This window comes from Nostoc sp. ChiVER01, from assembly GCF_034531155.1.
Taxonomy (GTDB): domain Bacteria; phylum Cyanobacteriota; class Cyanobacteriia; order Cyanobacteriales; family Nostocaceae; genus Nostoc.
This window is the reverse complement of the sequence record NZ_JAVRBS010000002.1, coordinates 64230-82252: the sequence shown is the minus strand read 5'-3', so window position 1 is coordinate 82252 and position 18023 is coordinate 64230. Positions and strand designations below refer to the sequence as shown.

Here is an 18023-nt window from a genome sequence, read left to right as displayed (position 1 = left end):
TGTCATTTGTCATTGGTCATTGGTCATTGGTCATTGTTTCTTCCTGCTTCCTACAGACGCGATGAATCGCGTCTCTACCCACTCTTGTACAGACGCGATTCATCGCGTCTCCCAAAAAACTATGTATAAATCTGCTGAAAATACCCCGATTACCATGTACGAAATCAATCGTGGGCGCGTTGTCCGAAGCTTGGAATTTATCCAAGATGTAATTGTAATTTCTTTGTGTATCGGTTTATTTAGCTTCATGGTGCTTCAGGTAAGAGATATGTTTCTCTCCTTACTTCCACCTTTAGATTTTCATGCTGTTACTGCCGATATTCTCTTTTTACTTATCTTAGTTGAGCTATTCAGACTGCTGATTATTTACCTACAAGAACATCGAGTATCTATTGGGGTAGCTGTTGAAGTTTCCATCGTTTCTGCTTTGCGAGAAGTCATTGTTAAAGGTGTTCTAGAAACAAGTTGGAGTCAAGTATTAGCAACTTGTGCCTTTTTATTAGTGTTGGGAGTATTATTATTTCTCCGAGTTTGGCTACCACCTACTTTTGAAGGTATCGACCCGGAACAAGAAGTATCTAAACGCTATAGAAATCGAGCCAAGTCTGAATTAATACAAAACAATGGTCATTAAAAATAGGGAGTAGGGAGCAGAGAGGACAAGGGGACAAGGTGACAAGGTGACAAGGTGACAAGGTGACAAAAGTTTAGAACTTCCAACAAGTCTTTCCCCTTGTCCCCAATTCTCCTTGTCTCCAATTCCTCTTTCCCATGCCCAATGCCCAATTCCCCATTATTAACAGAGGTTATTATGTCTGCTGCCACATTAACGTCCAACCATAGCAGAGATGTACAAGTTGTTGAAATTGGTAAAAATACTCTGATTCTCCGATCGCGGACTTGGGACAGATTAAAATTTGAGGTGGAGTATTCCCGCCAACGGGGAACTACAGCGAATTCTTATCTAATTCAAGCTGATAAAAAGGCTTTAATTGACCCTCCTGGCGAATCTTTTACCGAAATTTACCTTGAGCAACTTGCACAACGTCTAGACTTCATTACCCTAGATTACATTGTTCTCAGCCATGTCAATCCCAACCGCAGAGCAACCTTGCAAGTATTGCTCTCTCTGGTTCCTCAAGCGATACTCATTTGTTCTCGCCCCGCCGCTAATGCTCTCAAAACCGCCTTTCCCGAATTGGAATCACGCATCCAAGCGGTGCGATCAGGGGATACTCTAGATTTAGGACAAGGACATCTTCTATCATTTGTCACCGTACCAACTCCCCGGTGGGCGGATGGACTTTGTACTTATGATGCCGCTACAAAAATTCTCTACACAGACAAACTTTTTGGCGCTCATATTTGCGAAGATACTTTGTTTGATGAAGATTGGAAGGGGTTAGATGCGGAACGTCGTTACTATTTTGAATGTCTCCATGCACCCCAAGCTAAACAAGTTGAAGCAGCCTTAGATAAGTTGTCGGTTTTGGGAGCTAGATGTTATGCCCCAGCACACGGCCCAGTTGTGCGTTATAGTCTTAGCCGTTTTACCTATGATTACCGTCAATGGTGTCAAGGGCAAAAATCTCAAGAATTGAGTGTCGCTTTGCTTTATGCTTCTGCTTATGGAAATACAGCAATTATGGCGAATGCGATCGCTCAAGGTTTGATCCAAAATGGAATTAATGTAGAATCAATCAACTGTGAACTAGCCGATTCTGCCGAGATTAACCGGATTGTAGAAACTTGCGATGGCTTAATTATCGGCTCACCCACTTTAGGGGGACATGCGCCTACTCAAATTCAAACTGCTTTAGGAATAGTTCTCTCAGTCGCGGCTAAAACTAAGTTAGCAGGGGTGTTTGGTTCTTACGGTTGGAGTGGCGAGGCAATAGATTTAATCGAAAGCAAGCTTAAAGATGCTAATTATCAACTAGGGTTTGAAACACTTCGGGTACGTTTCAGTCCTACTCCTGAGATTCTTCAGCAGTGTCAAGAAGCAGGTGCTTCCTTTGCCCAAAACTTGAAAAAAACCAAAAAACTGCGTTCTTCCCGCCAAGTTGTGACAGAAGCCCATGTAGATCGTACCGAACAAGCTGTGGGGCGGATCATTGGTTCTCTGTGTGTTGTGACAACTCGTGATGAAGAAACTCATAAAGGGGTTTTAACTTCTTGGGTATCACAGGCAACTTTTAACCCACCAGGAATTATGATTGCGATCGCTAACGAGCAAAATGCAGAGTTAATGCATCATCCTGGTGATAAATTTGTGTTGAATATCCTTAAAGAAGGAAGAAATGTCCGACGCTATTTTTCTCGTCATAGCACTTTAGGAGATAATCCCTTTGCAAATATTGACACAAAAACTGCTCTTAACGGTTGTTTGATTTTGAATGAGGCATTAGCCTATTTAGAATGTACAGTGCAAAATCAACTTGAATGTGGCGATCGATGGTTAATTTATGCCGTCATCGATCACGGTGAAGTGTTGGAAAATGAAGGTGTTACTGCTTTAGAACATCGTAAATCTGGCAGCTATTATTAAGCTGACTTTTCACAGTATTTGAAAAACCTCTCTAAATCTCTCTCTTAAAAGGAGAGAGACTTTGAATTTTCCCCCTTCCCGCGTCGGGAAGGGGGTTAGGTTTTTTGTGGGCTTTCCTAACTCAATAAAGTGAAAAGTCAGATACACACAAGCCTTTTAGAGTTGCAATTGCATTGTTTCGACTAACAATGCAATTGTTTCGCTTAAATAAATCTCACACTGCGTTTCTATTCCGCCTCGGAATGAATTCCGAGTCTCAGAGCTACTTAAATAATTTAGGACTTACGCAAAAATTGCTAAAAAGCTTAATTTCTCGAACCGCCAAGACGCCAAGAGCGCCGAGAATTCGTAGAGTGTGCGTAAGTCCTATAATTAATTCAGTCCACTTGAGTGGACTTGAGCTATCAGCCCTGAACTTCAGTTCTGGGCGGGATGTCGGTAAGTGCAACAGTTTCACTCTGACAAAGCTTTACAAAGAGAAAGGCTTTAATTTTTCCCCCAACCCTTGTAGGGAAGCTTGCTCGGTGGTTAATTTTTCAGGAACTTTACTCATTGTCGGCGAATCTTAGTGCCAATCCCCCATACCCAACATCGTGATCTAAGATTATTGGGTATTCTATAAATTACGATCGCCACTATACCGATGATCGAAGTTGAGCATCTGAGTAAAATATACGGTTCTACCCCAGCGATTACTGATGTCACTTTTAGCGTCGAGCCTGGGGAAATTTTAGGGTTGTTGGGCCCCAATGGCGCTGGTAAAACCACAACTATGAGGATTCTGGCTGGTTATTTACCGGCAACTAATGGAAATGCCCGAATAGCTGGCTATGATGTCCATGAAAATTCCCTAGCTGTACGCCAACGCATTGGTTATTTACCGGAAACACCGCCGTTATATCCAGACATGACGGTGGAGGGATTTTTGCATTTTGTCGCCCGAATTAAGGGAGTATCAGCAGGCGATCGCCCCAACAAGGTAACAGCCGCTATCGAACGCTGCAACTTAGAAGATAAGCGGCGGGTGATTATTCGCAAACTCTCTAAAGGATATCGCCAAAGGGTAGGAATTGCTCAAGCGATCGTCCACGATCCACCAGCGATCATTTTAGATGAACCCACCGTTGGACTCGATCCCAGACAAATAATTGAGGTACGGAATTTAATTAAAAGTCTCGCTGGTACTCACACAATTATTCTTTCCACGCATATTCTGCCAGAAGTAAGCATGACTTGTAGCCGCGTCGCCATCATCAATCGCGGTAAAGTTGTGGCAACTAATACACCAGAAAACTTAATGACTCAGTTGACAGGTGGCTCAGGGTATGAGTTGGAAATAGAAGGAGAAGCTGCCCTAGCGAAACAGGTATTGCAAAAAGTCGCGGGTGTGAGTTTGATAGAATCAATTCCGACAGCTGGAGGCCATCAAACGCAGGCAAATCGCGCTTACCTGCGGGTAATATCGCAACCGGGAAAAGAACCAGGATGCGATATTGCCACAACATTAGTACGTGCAGGATTCGGTTTACATGAACTGAAGCGAGTTAACGCCACCTTAGAAGACGTATTCTTGCAATTGACCACAGAAGAGAAAAATTTCGATACTGAGGTAGACTTAGCAGCAGACAACGAAGGAGAAGCAGCGTAAATGGGTATAGTGCTGAGTAATATTATTGCCATTTATCGCCGAGAGTTACAGAGTTATTTTGTATCACCTTTGGCTTATGCGATCGCAGGCATATTTTGGTTCATTGCGGGGTTATTCTTCGTGATGATTTTGCTAGGGCCAGATGGCATTTTGGTAGGAGTTGCAGCGATAGATGCACAAGGGCAACAACTCGGAGTGCCAGTACCGCCGATAGATGTCCCCTATGAATTTATCCGGGCATTCTTGGATCGTATGGGGTGGCTATTGTTGTTTATCCTGCCAATTCTGTCGATGGGACTCTATGCCGAAGAACGTAAGCGCGGCACTTTAGAATTATTAGCCACATCACCAATTACTAATTGGGCAGTAGCTTTAGGTAAGTTATTGGGTGTGCTAACATTTTTTACCACGATGGTCGTACCTATGCTAGTGTTTGAAGCGATCGCCATCAGTGGCTCAAATCCACCAATGGCACTCTCAATTCCCTTACTAGGTCATTTTGGATTAATCTTGCTAGCAGCAGCAATTTTATCTTTAGGAATGTTTATTTCTTCATTAACAGATAGTACAATTTTGTCTGCTGTTTTCACATTTGCAGTAATTTTATTATTGTTATTGATTGATTTAATCGCCAAAATTGTCCCTGGCCCCGTGGGCGAAGCATTAGGTTATCTGTCATTGCTAAAACATTACAACACCTTAATTCAAGGAATTTTTGATACCAGCGCCTTAATTTTATTCGCTAGTTACATTTTTTTTGGTATTTTTCTCACAGCTCAATCAATTGATGCACTGCGCTTTCAAAGGCAATAGTACCGCATGGCGGAAGTCAAAAGTCAAAAGTCAAAAGTCAAAAAGCTTATATAGCAGAGTTTTTGACCATTTGAAATGGGTGGTTTATTTACGCTTTACTGTAGTAGTTATATAAGTTATGAGTAAAAAGTTAGGAGTGAGGAGTTCAAACTTATAACTTATAATTCCTAACTTCTCACTTTAGTCTAATAATATGAAGATAGTTGCAAAAAAGAAACTGTGGAAATATCTGTTTTGGTTGGGCCCGTTCCTAATTGCTGTCGGCTTAACAGTTGGGTTAGTCTCTGAACAGTGGGGATTAATTCCATTAGTATTTCTGATTACAGGAATTGTTATTAGTGCGTTAGGGATAATATGGCAAAGCTACGAAACTAACTGGTGGAAGCGTCGTTCTACCCAAGCTGGCACTAATGCCTTAGTGGCAACTCTGGCAGTGTTGGCAATTTTAGGATTAATTAACTTTTTGGGAACTCGCTACCACTTGCGGGCAGACTTAACAGAAACGCAATTGTTTACCCTTGCACCCCAGTCACGCGAACTAGTAAGGGTTTTACCACAACTAGTTAAAGTGTGGGTGTTTGATGTTAACCAAAATCCTCAAGACCGGGAATTGCTAGAAAATTATCAACGCCAAAGCTCAAAATTTAAATATGAGTACATCGACCCCCAAACTAGACCAGGATTGGCAGAAAAGTTTGGGGTCAAAGATTACGGGGAAGTTTATTTAGAATCTGGCGATAAACGGCAATTAGTACAGACGATAAATGAAAATGAGCGATTATCAGAAATCAGATTAACTAGTCGCCTACAACAACTAACAAATTCAACCACAGCCAAAGCTTACTTACTCCAAGGTCATGGCGAACGCCAACTTTCACCTGGTAAAGGTGCAATATCACAAGCAGTTCAGGCATTAGGTGATAAAAACTTTACAACATCACCCCTGAATTTAGGAGAAACTTCTAAAGTTCCTCAAGATGCGGCTGTAGTGATAGTAGCTGGCCCCAAGCGAGGACTGTTTGAAGGTGAAGTCAAAGCTTTGCAAGAATATCTTAATCGCGGTGGTAACTTACTGCTGATGATTGATCCTAACACCGATCCTAAATTTAACAGCTTGCTGCAAGAGTGGGGTGTTCGTCTGGATAATCGTTTAGCAGTCGATGTCTCTGGCGGAAGCGTGGGACTTGGCCCTGCTACGCCCTTAGTGACAGAATACGGACAACATCCGATTACCAAAGATTTCGGTAACGGTAATTCTTTTTATCCGATTGCCCGACCACTGGAAATTACCTCTGTGCCTGGTGTTCAGGCTACTCCACTGCTACGAACCAAACCCTACCCCAACAGTTGGGCAGAAAGCGACCTGCAAAGCGAAAAATTGGAGTTTAATGAAGGTAAAGATATGAAAGGGCCTTTGACCTTGGGCGTTGCCTTAACAAGAAAACAAGCAGCTAAACCTACTTCAACTTCCCAAACTGTACCCACACCTTCACCCTTACCATCACCAACCACTCAAAGCAAGACTAGCCCTACTCCTTCCCCTTCAGCCAAAACTCCGCAAGCGTCACCCCTACCATCACCAAGTACTCAAAGCAAGGCTTCCCCCACTCCTTCATCTCCCCCATCTCCCCCTGCTTCCTCCACTCCTTCATCTCAAACAGCCACCGAGTCCCGGTTAGTAGTTTTAGGAAATTCTGATTTCGCCACTGATGGTTTGTTTCAACAACAATTAAATGGAGATGTATTCCTCAACTCAGTTACTTGGCTGAGTCAACAGGATCAGCAACCCCTTTCCATTCGCCCCAAAGAACCGAAAAACCGTCGAATAACTCTGACAACCACACAAGCCAATCTTTTAATATTGTCATCTTTGTTACTTTTACCTTTAATTGGGTTTGTGATCGCAGTTATTATTTGGTGGAAACGACGCTAAGAAGTAAGTTAGGAGTTATAAATATTAACTCTTTACCAATGACAAGTGACAAATGACAAATGACTAAAAAATGAAATTGTCGAAAACAACTTTAATTTTGATACTGCTAACACTGGGTTTAGGCAGTTTTGTTTACTTCCATGAAATTCGGGGTGCGACTGTACGAGAAGAAACTAAAGAGCAAAAGCAGCAAATTTTCTCTTTTGCAGAAGATGATGTGCAGTCTTTAACAGTTACGACAAGAAAGCTCACCCTGAATCTGGAACGTAACCCTGAATCTAATAACCCCAAGTGGTTAATTAAATCTCCGGTATCGGGGCCAGCAAATGATGCTATTGTTTCTTATTTAATGGATTTATTAGTCAAAGGTAATAGTGAGCAGACTTTATCAACTCCAGCAAAAGACCTTAAAGAATTCGCCCTAGATCAACCCCAAGCTACCATCAATATCACTCTAAAAAACCGAAAAAGCCATCAGTTTATTTTGGGTAAATCTAACTTTAATGGTCGTTTCTTGTATGCTCAAGCTGACCCTGCTGCTAAACCCGATGGTAATATAAATGTGCTGTTGGTATCTACAGATTTTGCAAATGCCGTAAACCGGGAATTATCAGAGTGGAAACAACCTGTAGATAATAGCCAGAAACTTCCTCCGCTCACGATTCCTAAACCAACTCCGACAAAAAGCAAATAATTAATTCAAAATCTGGCGATATTATTATGACAAATCCGACAGCAACATTGCTGATTTCCTGCCCAGATCAACGAGGATTGGTGGCGAAATTTGCCAATTTCATCTATTCTAATGGTGGTAATATAATCCATGCAGATCAGCATACAGATTTTGCTGCTGGATTATTCCTTACGCGCATTGAATGGCAATTAGATGGGTTCAATTTGCCACGAGAATTTATTGCTCCTGCATTTAATGCGATCGCACAACCTTTAGGTGCTAAGTGGGAATTACGTTTTTCTGATACAGCACCACGCATTGCTATTTGGGTAAGTCGGCAAGACCATTGTCTATTTGATTTGATTTGGCGACAACGCGCTAAAGAATTTATTGCTGAAATTCCTTTAATTATTAGTAACCATTCTAATTTAAAGGTAGTTGCAGAGCAATTTAATATTGACTTCCAGCACATTTCCATCAATAAAGATAATAAAGCAGAACAAGAAACTCAACAATTAGAATTATTACGCAAGTACAAAATAGATTTAGTTGTATTGGCGAAATATATGCAGATTGTTAGTGCAAATTTTATTAGTCAATTTCCACAAATTATTAATATACATCATTCGTTTTTACCAGCTTTTATCGGAGCAAATCCCTATCACAGAGCTTTTGAACGTGGGGTAAAAATTATTGGTGCAACTGCTCATTATGCCACGGCTGATTTAGATGCAGGCCCAATTATTGAACAAGATGTAGTGCGAGTTAGCCACCGTGATGAAGTTGATGATTTGGTGAGAAAAGGCAAAGATTTGGAGAGAGTTGTATTAGCAAGAGCAGTGCGATCGCATTTACAAAATCGTGTATTGGTATATGGTAATAGAACAGTGGTATTTGAGTAAATGATACTCAAGTGACTAGAAGGTTTTGACTGATTTTCACCTTCTTTGTAAAAAATTGGGATGCTCCCGCTTTCAGTTGCTTATATGAAAGTAGATAGTTACTGCTTTATTCCCAAGAAGTGCCGAATGTGGGTTGAAAATTATTATTATTATTATTGTGGCGATCGCACTGCTACACTATCGCCTGGTGTTGAAGGCCATCTCACCGTCAGAATAGTACAGTCAGACTGAGCAACCCAACAATGTGGCACACCCGCACACCACAGCACATAATCACCCTCACGAGATAGAATCATCTCCCGATCTTCAAACTGAAGGCAAAATTGGCCATTAATCAAAATCGAAAGAGTCGCGGCTGTGTCATTTACTCCCCACTCGGTTCTACAGTCTCCTGCTTTATGGACACCCCACTTTATTTCTAGTGCTGTGGTTGAGCGAAGATCATCATCCGGGGTAATGAAGTAACCCATAAACCAACCCCAGCGATTTGCACCTTCGCTAGCAGCATTCCCAAAAATAACTTTAGGCTGCATCACTCACCTTCTTCATTCATAACTAATCAAATCAAAATAGATGAACACAGATAATTAATTATCAAAATTATCTGCGTCCCTCTGCGTCCATCTAGGGATTTAGATTAACGTGAGTTCGACTAACCTCTTTCTTTAGAAGAAGATCAAGCTGGCTTTGCAAGGTAATAGATAAGTAAGTTGGCGTACAGCGTAGCTACTCTTGACTGGGAGCAGCAGGTTGCGATTGAGGTGATTGAGGTTGTTGGCGTAAACGGCGCAAAGAGTCCCGCAACTTGTTCTGGCTAGTGTTATCTCTTCGCCGCCGCCGATTTGTGGTTGATTGTGGCTTTTGTGATGAATCGGTAGCCGTTTGCTCACGTTGGATGTTGCTTTCTTGAGTACGAGTTGTCCTAGTTCCAGATGATGAATTTGTAGGAGGACTTTCCGCTCTTTGAGGTTCTAGTCGCCGACTAAATCCAGATATTGCTGGTTTTCTGACTGTAGCTTCATTAGGTGAAGGTGTTAACTCTCTGCGCCTACGTCTTGGAGTTTCCTGTGTGGAGTTAGCAGCCGTTGTCTGCTGGGTTTTTTCTTCTGCTTGTCTTTGTGCTTGCCGTTCTTGAACTTGGCGCGATCGCCTTGAACCTTTGATGGCAAATTCAGTGGCTATAGCTACCCCTTGTCTACCACCTTCTGCGGGTTTTAATTTCCAGTCACGCGCTTGTCTCATGGTTTCTTGATCCAAGTCGCGGTTTCCACTGGAGCGAGCAATCCGCACATTGGTAACATTACCTTGTGCATCAGTATCAACAGCTACTTCTACTCTGCCTTCAACTCCTCGCCGTCTTGCTGCCTCTGGATATTTGGCATTACATTCGCGGCAGGCTGCACGACCATTACCTGGACTGTTAATTTTAGGAGGTGTAGGCGCTGTTGCTACTGTGGGACGGTTTCCTGTTTCATTGCCAATTCCACTGCCAGTGCCGCTACCAGTGCCACTACCAATTCCACTACCAGTGCCACTACCAATTCCACTACCAGTGCCACTACCAATTCCACTACCAGTGCCAGTGCCAGTACCGCTACCAATGCCTCCGCCAGTGCCAGTGCCAGTACCTCCACCAGCGCCAGTACCACTGCTTGTACCCACAGCAATACCACTACCTGAGCCTAAACCAACACCAGAGCCGCCACCACCGCCACCACCGCCACCGCCACCCGCCGAACTTGCTTTGGAATCTCCAGATAAAACTGATCGTGGAACGGATGCAGATTTTACAGGAACTTCTGGCGCTAATCGTGGAATGGGTGCAGACTTCACAGGAACTTCTGGCTTGCTAGCAATTGCTTCTAGCGGTGTATTTGTCAACTGTGGTTTCTGAGCAACTGCTGTAATCTGTTCTTGCTGCTGAACTTTTTCTACTGGTAGAGTTTCTATAGGCTGTTTTTGGACAACTTCTGGTTCTTTTTTTATTTCTTCTGGAATCTGTGCGATTGGTTTTTCTGATTCCGCAGTGGGAGAATCAACGATCGCCACCTCTATCGGTTCTTCTTCTCCCGTAGGGACTCTCGTCAAATAATTACCTATGCCTAAGGACAGTACGCCGATATGCAGCGCCAGTGAACCTATCAGACTGTAAGTCAGAAAAGACTTGAGAGCCTCAACTTCTTTGGAACGTTGCTCGACAGTAATGCCAGAAAAGCTCATAGCTATTGCTACCTATTCTCACTAACTTAGCTATCTTAGAATGCAAGGTTACAAATATCAAGTAAAAAATTAAAATTACTGGCGATCGCTTTACGGAACCCTGCAATAACAAAAATATCTTTTCAAACTACTAATATCAGGGCTTTTGGACAAAATTAATTTTTGTTGCAATCCAATTAAATTATTTTATGTAAAACAAACGGATAAGTAAATAAAAGTCATGAGCATTACATTTGAAAAATTTATCATTATATTCTATATTTTATTGAGAAAAAGTTTCAGCTTTTCTCTAGATTCTGGTAGTCTGATTTTGTATTGTGGACGACGTTATAGAGGCACTACATGGGAATTCAGAATTTGTTTGCAGCAGGTGGTATCGTCATGTGGCCCCTGTTGGCGTTTTCGGTATTAGGTGTGGCACTGATCATCGAGCGGATCAGATTTTGGGTACGGATCAATCAGCGCCAAAACCGGGTGGTGCGAGATGTTTTGAATCTCTACCGTCTCGATAATGTTGTCGGTGCAATGGATAAACTTCAGAAAAACGCAGATTTGCCACTCGCCCGGATTTTTCTAGCGGCTTTAGAATTGGAGGAGCCAAATCCAGAGGAATTTCGTTTGGCATTAGAAAGCGAATCGCAGGCTGAGATACCTGTGTTGAAACGTTTTCAAAACCTTTTCGAGACAATTATTAGTCTGGCACCACTGCTGGGTCTTCTCGGCACTGTATTAGGATTGATAGCTTCCTTTGCCTCCCTAAATCTTGGTGATGTGGGAGGTAGCAAAACGGCAAGTGTTACAGCTGGGATTAGTGAAGCCCTAGTATCAACAGCATCAGGATTGATCGTTGCTATATTCATACTCATGTTTGCCAATACCTTCCGGGGACTGTATCAACGGCAAATTGCACTAATTCAGGAGTATGGGGGACAGCTAGAATTACTTTACCGCCGTCGTTATGAACGAGGAGAAAAAACCTATGCGACTACCAGATGAGCCAGAACTTCCATTACAGATCAACATCGTGCCGATGATTGACGTGATTTTTGCAATTTTGACATTTTTCATCATGTCAACTCTGTTTTTAACGCGTTCAGAAGGTTTACCAGTAAATTTACCAAAGGCAACCACAGCGAAGCAACAGCAAGTTCCCACTAAAATTACAATTACGGTAGATGAAAAAGAACAAGTAAGCCTGAACCGTAACCCAGTTGCAATTGATGATTTGACAGCGCAAGTACGTACTCTAGTTGGTTCAAACCCAGAAGTGTTGGTAATTATTAATGCTGATGAAAAAGTTGATTATGGTCGGGTAGTAGCGGTGATGGATCGGGTACGTCAAGTTGAAGGAGCAAAGTTAGCGATCGCTACCCAAAAACAATAACTAGAAATATTGTACATAAGAAGTTTAGCGAGTCAGAAAAATTTTTTATTCTGACTCCTAACTCTTTCTTGTGTGATCACAGAGCAAGTAAATTTATTTATGGGGATTATTATTTGATTTTTGACTTTCCTAAAGGTGCTGACGCATCTGTAATTCTTGAGATATAAGTTTTAATAATAATTCTTGCTGTGAATGAATAAAAAAGTGGTCACTGTTGAACTCATGTAATGAGAAAGTAGCGATCGTCTGCTCTCGCCATGCTTGCAATTCTTCATGATTAACTTCTTGGTCTTGCAAACCACCAATAACAGTAATTGGACACTCCAGAGGCTGTTTTTGAGTGTAAATATAAGTTTCCAGAACGGCAAAATCTGCCCGTAAAATGGGGAGGAACATTTGCATCAATTCCGCACTTTCTAGTACTGCTTTGGGTGTACCGTTAAGACTGCGTAACTCGTTGAGTAAATCAAAGTCTGATAGGATATGGAGCGGTAGTTTTGTGGGCGGGATTTGCGGGGCGCGACGAGCGGATATGAAGAGGTGAAAGGGAGCAAGACTATATTTAGAGCGAAGTAGATGGGTCAACTCAAAGCTAACTAATCCGCCCATACTGTGACCGAAGAAGGCGAATGGTTTGTCTAAGTATGGTAACAAAAATGGAGCGATCGCTTCAACAAGAGATTCTAATCGCGTTAAGGGTGCTAACTTAATCTGTCTTCCCCGTCCCGGATATTCTACAGCACAGACTTCGACATTATTAGGAAGATTATTAGGCCATGTGCGAAAAATCGCCGAGTTCCCACCAGCGTAGGGGAAGCAGAATAAACGCAAGTTGGCTTGAGGATTTGGTTGAGGACAGATAACCCAGGAATTGAAGCTTGGTGTAGTTGTCATAATAGACCCTGCATTAGCTGTTTAACCTTTTGTAGCTCATTGTTAGAAGCCGCTTCATATCATACCAAATGCTTGCACAAAGGCAGGTATTTACTACTATGAAAACTGTAAAAAATATAATAGTATATTCGTGAGGCAGACATCTTGCTTATTTTATAATAAGGAGTCTTTGATGAGCGTTTATATTATTCGACCCAAAGCAACATTATTAGCGCGATCGCTAAAACTTGCATCCAGAAAATTTACACCAGAAAGCCGTCAGGCGCAAGTTGCAGAAGTTGTAAATTTTTGGCAGGAAAATCCACTACACCAAGAAATTGAAAGCTGGCTGGAAGATGCACAAAACACAACTAGCCAAGTTTCAAAGCACCCAGATTACTCAGGAATTACTGGGGCAAGTATTGTAGAAATGCCCGATGATGAAGCTCAAAGGATGCGTGAGGAGTTGCCTAACGCTTTAATTTTACGCGATCAGCCGATTGAGTTGATTAAGCCACAACGGTATACAGGTATAGTGTTTCCTGACTTGGTGAAGTACGTTTTCAAAGCGATTAATAACCTTGGTAAAAAAGATTTGGATGTACCTCAGTTGCTTAGGAAACGCCGCTATAAAGATAAACTCACCGCAGATGACTTGTGGCATTTGGATGCCATCGCTCTCAACATAGCACGTCAAAATGGATTTACAGGCACTGGCAAAAACATCACCATTGCTGTTCTCGACACAGGTATCGATTCAACCCACCCAGAATTACAAGGCAAAGTAACTGAATCTTATAGTTTTAATGATAGAAGTAAGCAAATCCAGTTAACAACTTCTCAAGATACTAATGGTCATGGTACTCATGTAGCTGGACTGATTTGTGGTAAACAGGTTGGCGTTGCACCAGAAACTAAATTAATTAACGCTGTATTGATCCCAAGAGGTACTGGCAACTTATCAGGCTTAATTTTGTGGCTGGACTGGCTGGCACTCCGGACGGACGTGAATATCGCTAATATCTCCGCTGGTATTCCCAGATATTTCGATGAAATTAACGATTTGATTGATACCCTGCTGGCAGTGGGAATACTGCCTGTTTGCGCGATCGGTAATGATGGATTTAACAATCATCTTGCGCCAGCAAATTGTAAGAATTCGCTTTCAGTTGGTGCTGTTAACTCAAATAATCAAGTAGCCTCTTTTAGTGGCAATGCCACAATGAGCGTGAATAAACAGTTATATAACGTTCCCTATTTGGTTGCACCTGGAAAAGGGGTTTATTCATCAGTTCGAGATGGTGGCTATGAAGCTTGGGACGGAACCTCAATGGCAGCCCCAATCGTTTCTGGTGTAGCAGCGTTAATCTTAGAGAAGTATAGCAAGCAAATTACAGTTGAGAGTTTAATTGACGGACTGCTCACAAATTGTCAAGATTTGGGACATGACAGAGAACGCCAAGGTAAAGGTTTAATTCAGGTAACCGCAGCCCTATGAAACTTAACGAAAGCCAAATTACCAAAATTGATCCCCTGCTTGAAGAAGTTCTGATGCGGGCTAAGGGAGATGAGGTAATTCGGGCAATTATGAGTTTAGGCGACGAAAATCAACTCAACTCAAATGCTAGCAATCCACCTCTAGAACCTCAGCAATTTACATCATCAGAGGCTTATCGACAAGCGTTGATTGATCGGCGCAAAAGCCAACTTACCGAAGTGCTGGGTGATACTATCCAAGCACTCCAGCAACTTTCTTTGAAAACTCTTGGAGGTGGACTCAGCCGCGTTGTGGTTGTTGAAGGTTCGGCTGATGCAATTTTGCGCTCATTAGCACTGTCTGGAGTTAACCATGTCACTTTAGATCAGCTGATTGCACTGCCGGAAGTTGCACCAGATGCAGCAGTTAAACATTTTGCTGATATTTATATAAACACTCTTAACCGCCCTTTAGATAAGAAAACCACAAAATTAATTTATCAAGCATCTGAGCAATATATTATTAACTACCACAAGCGCCATAACAAGTTGCAAATATTGGGAATGCAACAGCCTGTAGATTTGGATTCAATTTTCACACCTGTGCAATGTTTGCAGCCAGATGATATCCGGCCATTTGAGTCAATTGAAGCCTTACAGAATCATTTCAGCAAAGCTGGAAAACGTGGCTTTCTAGTTGAAAAGGCTGGTAAGCAAGAGGGCATTAAAGTTGCCAATCAGCAGCAATATTTGATGGTACTTGGCGCACCGGGTGCTGGTAAGTCTACATTTTTACGGAAGATAGGACTAGAAGCACTCAAGGGCAAATCTGGTGAATTGCAATATGAATGTATTCCGGTTTTTATTGAATTAAAACTATTTACCGAGAGCAATATCAATATTGAGGAAGTAATTAGAGAAGCATTCCGGTTATGTCAGTTACCATTCTCTGAAGAATTTACTAATAAAGCATTACAACAAGGCAAGTTATTAATTTTGCTGGATGGTTTAGATGAAGTGTCAACGGGAAATACCGATTTAGCAATTAGGAAAATTCAAACCTTTGTTGAGCAATACAAAGAAAATCGGTTTATTATATCTTGCCGGACTGCTGCCTATAAATCGCAGTTTAGGAATTTGATAGAAATTGCGATCGCAGATTTTGACGATGCTCAAATTCAGCAGTTTATTCAAAATTGGTTTACTTCAGAGGTAGATAGACAAGCCGGAACTGCTGACAAGTGCTGGAATTTAATCAAAAACCAAGAATCAACTAAAGAATTAGCTAAAACTCCTTTATTGCTAACTTTTCTCTGTTTAGTGTATGACGCATCTCAGGACTTACCTAAAAACCGAGCTACGCTTTATAGTAAAGCTTTAGATATTTTACTAGAAAAATGGGCTGCTGGAAAACGGATTCAAACCGATCCAATTTATCGTCAGCTTGGCATCGATTTAGAGAGAATCATGCTAGCTGAGATTGCATATCACAGCTTTAAATCACAGCAGCTATTCTTGTCTCACCAAGAACTTGTGAGTCAAATTAAAGAGTTTCTGCACAATAACGACAATGCACCCAAGGATTTAGACGCTGAAGCAGTTTTAGATGCGATCGCTATTCAGCAAGGAATTTTAGTAGAACGGGCAAGGAATATCTATTCATTTTCGCATTTGACACTACAAGAATATTTAACAGCACAGTATGTTGATGACCATCGTCAAATTGAAAAGTTAGTTACTGAACATCTAATAGATGAACACTGGAAAAACGTGTTTTTGTTAGTAGCTGGTTTAATCCGGGGTGGTGCAGATGATTTGATGTTGCTAATGGAAAAGGAAGCGCAAAAGTATATTAACACCCCGAAGTTACAAGCTTTATTAAACTGGGCAGAACAGGTAACAGTTGGCTCGACAGGAGATTTTAAACCTATGGGTAAACGTGCAGTTGCGATCGCCAACGCCTACACCAACACAATTACCGCCAATGCCTATACCTACGGAATTATAGCCAACGGCACCGCTTATAGCATTGCTGCCAACACCAACTTCAACTTCAGCGTCATTTTTTCCATCTTGCTTTCCGACTTGACCTACGCTATCGCCATCGTCAATGCTAATGCTGACGCCATCACCCATGCTAGAAACTATACTCGTGAACTTGAAAAATTAAAAATCTTCAATAAAGTCAACTTTACTACACTAATAGCCCAATTAGAAGCACTGGAAGCTCAAGTTCCTAATGATGAACAATCATGGGAACTACGTTGGACATTTGCTAAACACCTCAGACAAACCTTACTCAATGCTTTCAATCTCACCTCAGAAATGGTCAAATTATCTAAAGAAGAAATAAAAGCACTGGAAAATTATCTCTACGCCAATTACCTCATAATCCAGTGCAAACAAGCAGCAGTGCGGGTGTCACCCCAAACCTGGGAAGCGATTGAGGCGCGGATGTTGTTGGCTCCGGGTGGTTAAGCAACAATAGAAAAATGAAAAGGTAGCCAGATAAACGCTCCATGAGTTCATTACAACAGGCTAAAGATACAAAAACTCAAACTTTTACAGCAATCTTGCATTGGGAAGAGGATGTTTATGTAGCTGAATGTCCAGAGGTAGGAACCGCCAGCCAAGGAGAGACGATAGAAGAAGAGTTCCCACTTTCTGAGACAGCACGTCGTCGGTTGCTAACTACATTTGAGGTAACTAGTGCCTAAGCTACCAAGAGTTCGAGCTTCTGAAGTTATACATGTTTTAGAACGCTTAGTACAGTTTTGCATAAAAACGTAGCGTTTTTAATGCAGGGGGACGCATTAACATTGTATCGGGATGCATTGGCATTACAGACGGACACATTAACATTGTATTGAGATGCATTGGCATTGTATCGGCACGCATTAGTATTGCAGACGGACACATTAACAATGTATCGGAATGCATTGGTATTGCAGAGGGATGTATTAACAATGCATCGGAATGTATTAGCATTGTAGGATATTGCCAAATTTAATTTACTACGAATTAATGAAATACTCTACTAACTTCTGTTGTTATGACACTAAGTTCTGTGGTTAGGAATGCAAAAGCTGTGGTTTTTTCTCTTTATTATATATGTCATGTTCTCTGTTAATAAACACTTCAGACAATGCTTGATAAGCTTCAGTCCAAGCAGCCATAACTTCTTCTGTAGCAGCTTCTCTTAAAACATCTTTCATTGCTTGCAGTAAACTTTCTCCAACAATAGGATATTGCTCTGGTGTAACATGGGTCTGCACATGACGATGGGCAATCTTTTCCACCATCGGCTTTAAAGCTCGTAGATTATCAATCTGGGCAGCATAGCTATAAACTGCTGTAGCCAACCTCGCAGGCTGAGAACCATTGGCTTGAGCAGACATATCAAATTGCTCTCTGATTTCTGGATGGTTTTGAAACATAATTTCATACATCCGAGTTGTAATTTGCTGACCGTTCTTTTTCAAAACAGGTGCTGTAGATTTGACGATATCTATTGTTTGTTGGCTAATCATAGTATCTTGAACCACTTGGAATG

16 protein-coding genes are annotated in these 18023 nt (G+C 41.7%); 12 read left to right on the top strand and 4 right to left on the bottom strand.

Annotated features, from left to right (window positions below):
* Positions 1-121 precede the first annotated feature (121 nt).
* From RMY00_RS02635 to purU, 7 genes are all read left to right on the top strand, one after another.
* Complete coding sequence (locus RMY00_RS02635) at positions 122-634, top strand: phosphate-starvation-inducible PsiE family protein (protein WP_322646089.1); 513 nt, start codon at positions 122-124, stop codon at positions 632-634.
* Between the two features lie 177 nt (positions 635-811).
* On the top strand, positions 812-2548 hold the full coding sequence (locus tag RMY00_RS02630; protein ID WP_322646088.1) for a diflavin flavoprotein: 1737 nt from the start codon (positions 812-814) through the stop codon (positions 2546-2548).
* Between the two features lie 643 nt (positions 2549-3191).
* Positions 3192-4196 (top strand): ABC transporter ATP-binding protein, encoded by a 1005-nt coding sequence (locus RMY00_RS02625; RefSeq protein WP_322646087.1) that lies wholly within the window; start codon positions 3192-3194, stop codon positions 4194-4196.
* Positions 4197-5009: an ABC transporter permease gene (locus tag RMY00_RS02620; protein WP_322646086.1), complete on the top strand. Its 813-nt coding sequence runs from the start codon at positions 4197-4199 to the stop codon at positions 5007-5009.
* A 193-nt stretch (positions 5010-5202) separates the two neighbouring features.
* A complete protein-coding gene (locus tag RMY00_RS02615; protein ID WP_322646085.1) occupies positions 5203-6942 on the top strand; it encodes a GldG family protein in 1740 nt (579 codons plus the stop codon).
* 70 nt (positions 6943-7012) lie between these two features.
* Entirely contained in the window at positions 7013-7636 is a 624-nt protein-coding gene (locus RMY00_RS02610; protein WP_322646084.1) for a DUF4340 domain-containing protein, read from the top strand.
* 26 nt (positions 7637-7662) lie between these two features.
* The gene (purU, locus tag RMY00_RS02605) at positions 7663-8517 is read left to right on the top strand and encodes a formyltetrahydrofolate deformylase (RefSeq protein ID WP_322646083.1); all 855 of its coding nucleotides are present in this window, start codon (positions 7663-7665) and stop codon (positions 8515-8517) included.
* 152 nt (positions 8518-8669) lie between these two features.
* Here the strand turns inward: purU and RMY00_RS02600 are convergent, their stop codons facing one another.
* Positions 8670-9050, bottom strand: coding sequence for a signal peptidase I (locus tag RMY00_RS02600; RefSeq protein WP_118169937.1), 381 nt, complete (start codon positions 9048-9050; stop codon positions 8670-8672).
* 193 nt (positions 9051-9243) lie between these two features.
* Positions 9244-10737, bottom strand: a complete 1494-nt coding sequence (locus tag RMY00_RS02595; RefSeq protein ID WP_322646082.1) for an energy transducer TonB — start codon at positions 10735-10737, stop codon at positions 9244-9246.
* A 342-nt stretch (positions 10738-11079) separates the two neighbouring features.
* Between RMY00_RS02595 and RMY00_RS02590 the strand changes: the two genes are divergently transcribed.
* Together RMY00_RS02590 and RMY00_RS02585 are read left to right on the top strand one after the other, a co-directional pair.
* On the top strand, positions 11080-11733 hold the full coding sequence (locus RMY00_RS02590; protein ID WP_322646081.1) for a MotA/TolQ/ExbB proton channel family protein: 654 nt from the start codon (positions 11080-11082) through the stop codon (positions 11731-11733).
* Positions 11717-12121: a biopolymer transporter ExbD gene (locus RMY00_RS02585; RefSeq protein WP_322646080.1), complete on the top strand. Its 405-nt coding sequence runs from the start codon at positions 11717-11719 to the stop codon at positions 12119-12121. Before RMY00_RS02590 ends, RMY00_RS02585 begins: the two co-directional genes overlap by 17 nt.
* Positions 12122-12250: 129 nt before the next feature.
* Here the strand turns inward: RMY00_RS02585 and RMY00_RS02580 are convergent, their stop codons facing one another.
* Positions 12251-13015 carry a thioesterase II family protein gene (locus RMY00_RS02580; protein ID WP_322646079.1) on the bottom strand — a complete coding sequence of 255 codons (765 nt, stop codon included), beginning with the start codon at positions 13013-13015 and terminating at the stop codon, positions 12251-12253.
* Between the two features lie 172 nt (positions 13016-13187).
* Here RMY00_RS02580 and RMY00_RS02575 point away from each other — a divergent pair, with 172 nt between their 5' ends.
* From RMY00_RS02575 to RMY00_RS02565, 3 genes are read left to right on the top strand one after another with little or no spacing between them, the layout of a single operon-like run.
* Entirely contained in the window at positions 13188-14492 is a 1305-nt protein-coding gene (locus RMY00_RS02575; protein ID WP_322646078.1) for a S8 family peptidase, read from the top strand.
* A complete protein-coding gene (locus RMY00_RS02570; RefSeq protein WP_322646077.1) occupies positions 14489-16948 on the top strand; it encodes an NACHT C-terminal helical domain 2-containing protein in 2460 nt (819 codons plus the stop codon). The genes RMY00_RS02575 and RMY00_RS02570 overlap by 4 nt, the downstream gene beginning before the upstream one ends.
* Before the next feature lie 41 nt (positions 16949-16989).
* A complete protein-coding gene (locus tag RMY00_RS02565) occupies positions 16990-17187 on the top strand; it encodes a type II toxin-antitoxin system HicB family antitoxin (protein ID WP_322646076.1) in 198 nt (65 codons plus the stop codon).
* Positions 17188-17541: 354 nt separating this feature from the next.
* Here RMY00_RS02565 and RMY00_RS02560 read toward each other — a convergent pair whose 3' ends face one another.
* Positions 17542-18015, bottom strand: coding sequence for a globin domain-containing protein (locus tag RMY00_RS02560; RefSeq protein ID WP_322646075.1), 474 nt, complete (start codon positions 18013-18015; stop codon positions 17542-17544).
* Between the last annotated feature and the right edge of the window lie 8 nt (positions 18016-18023).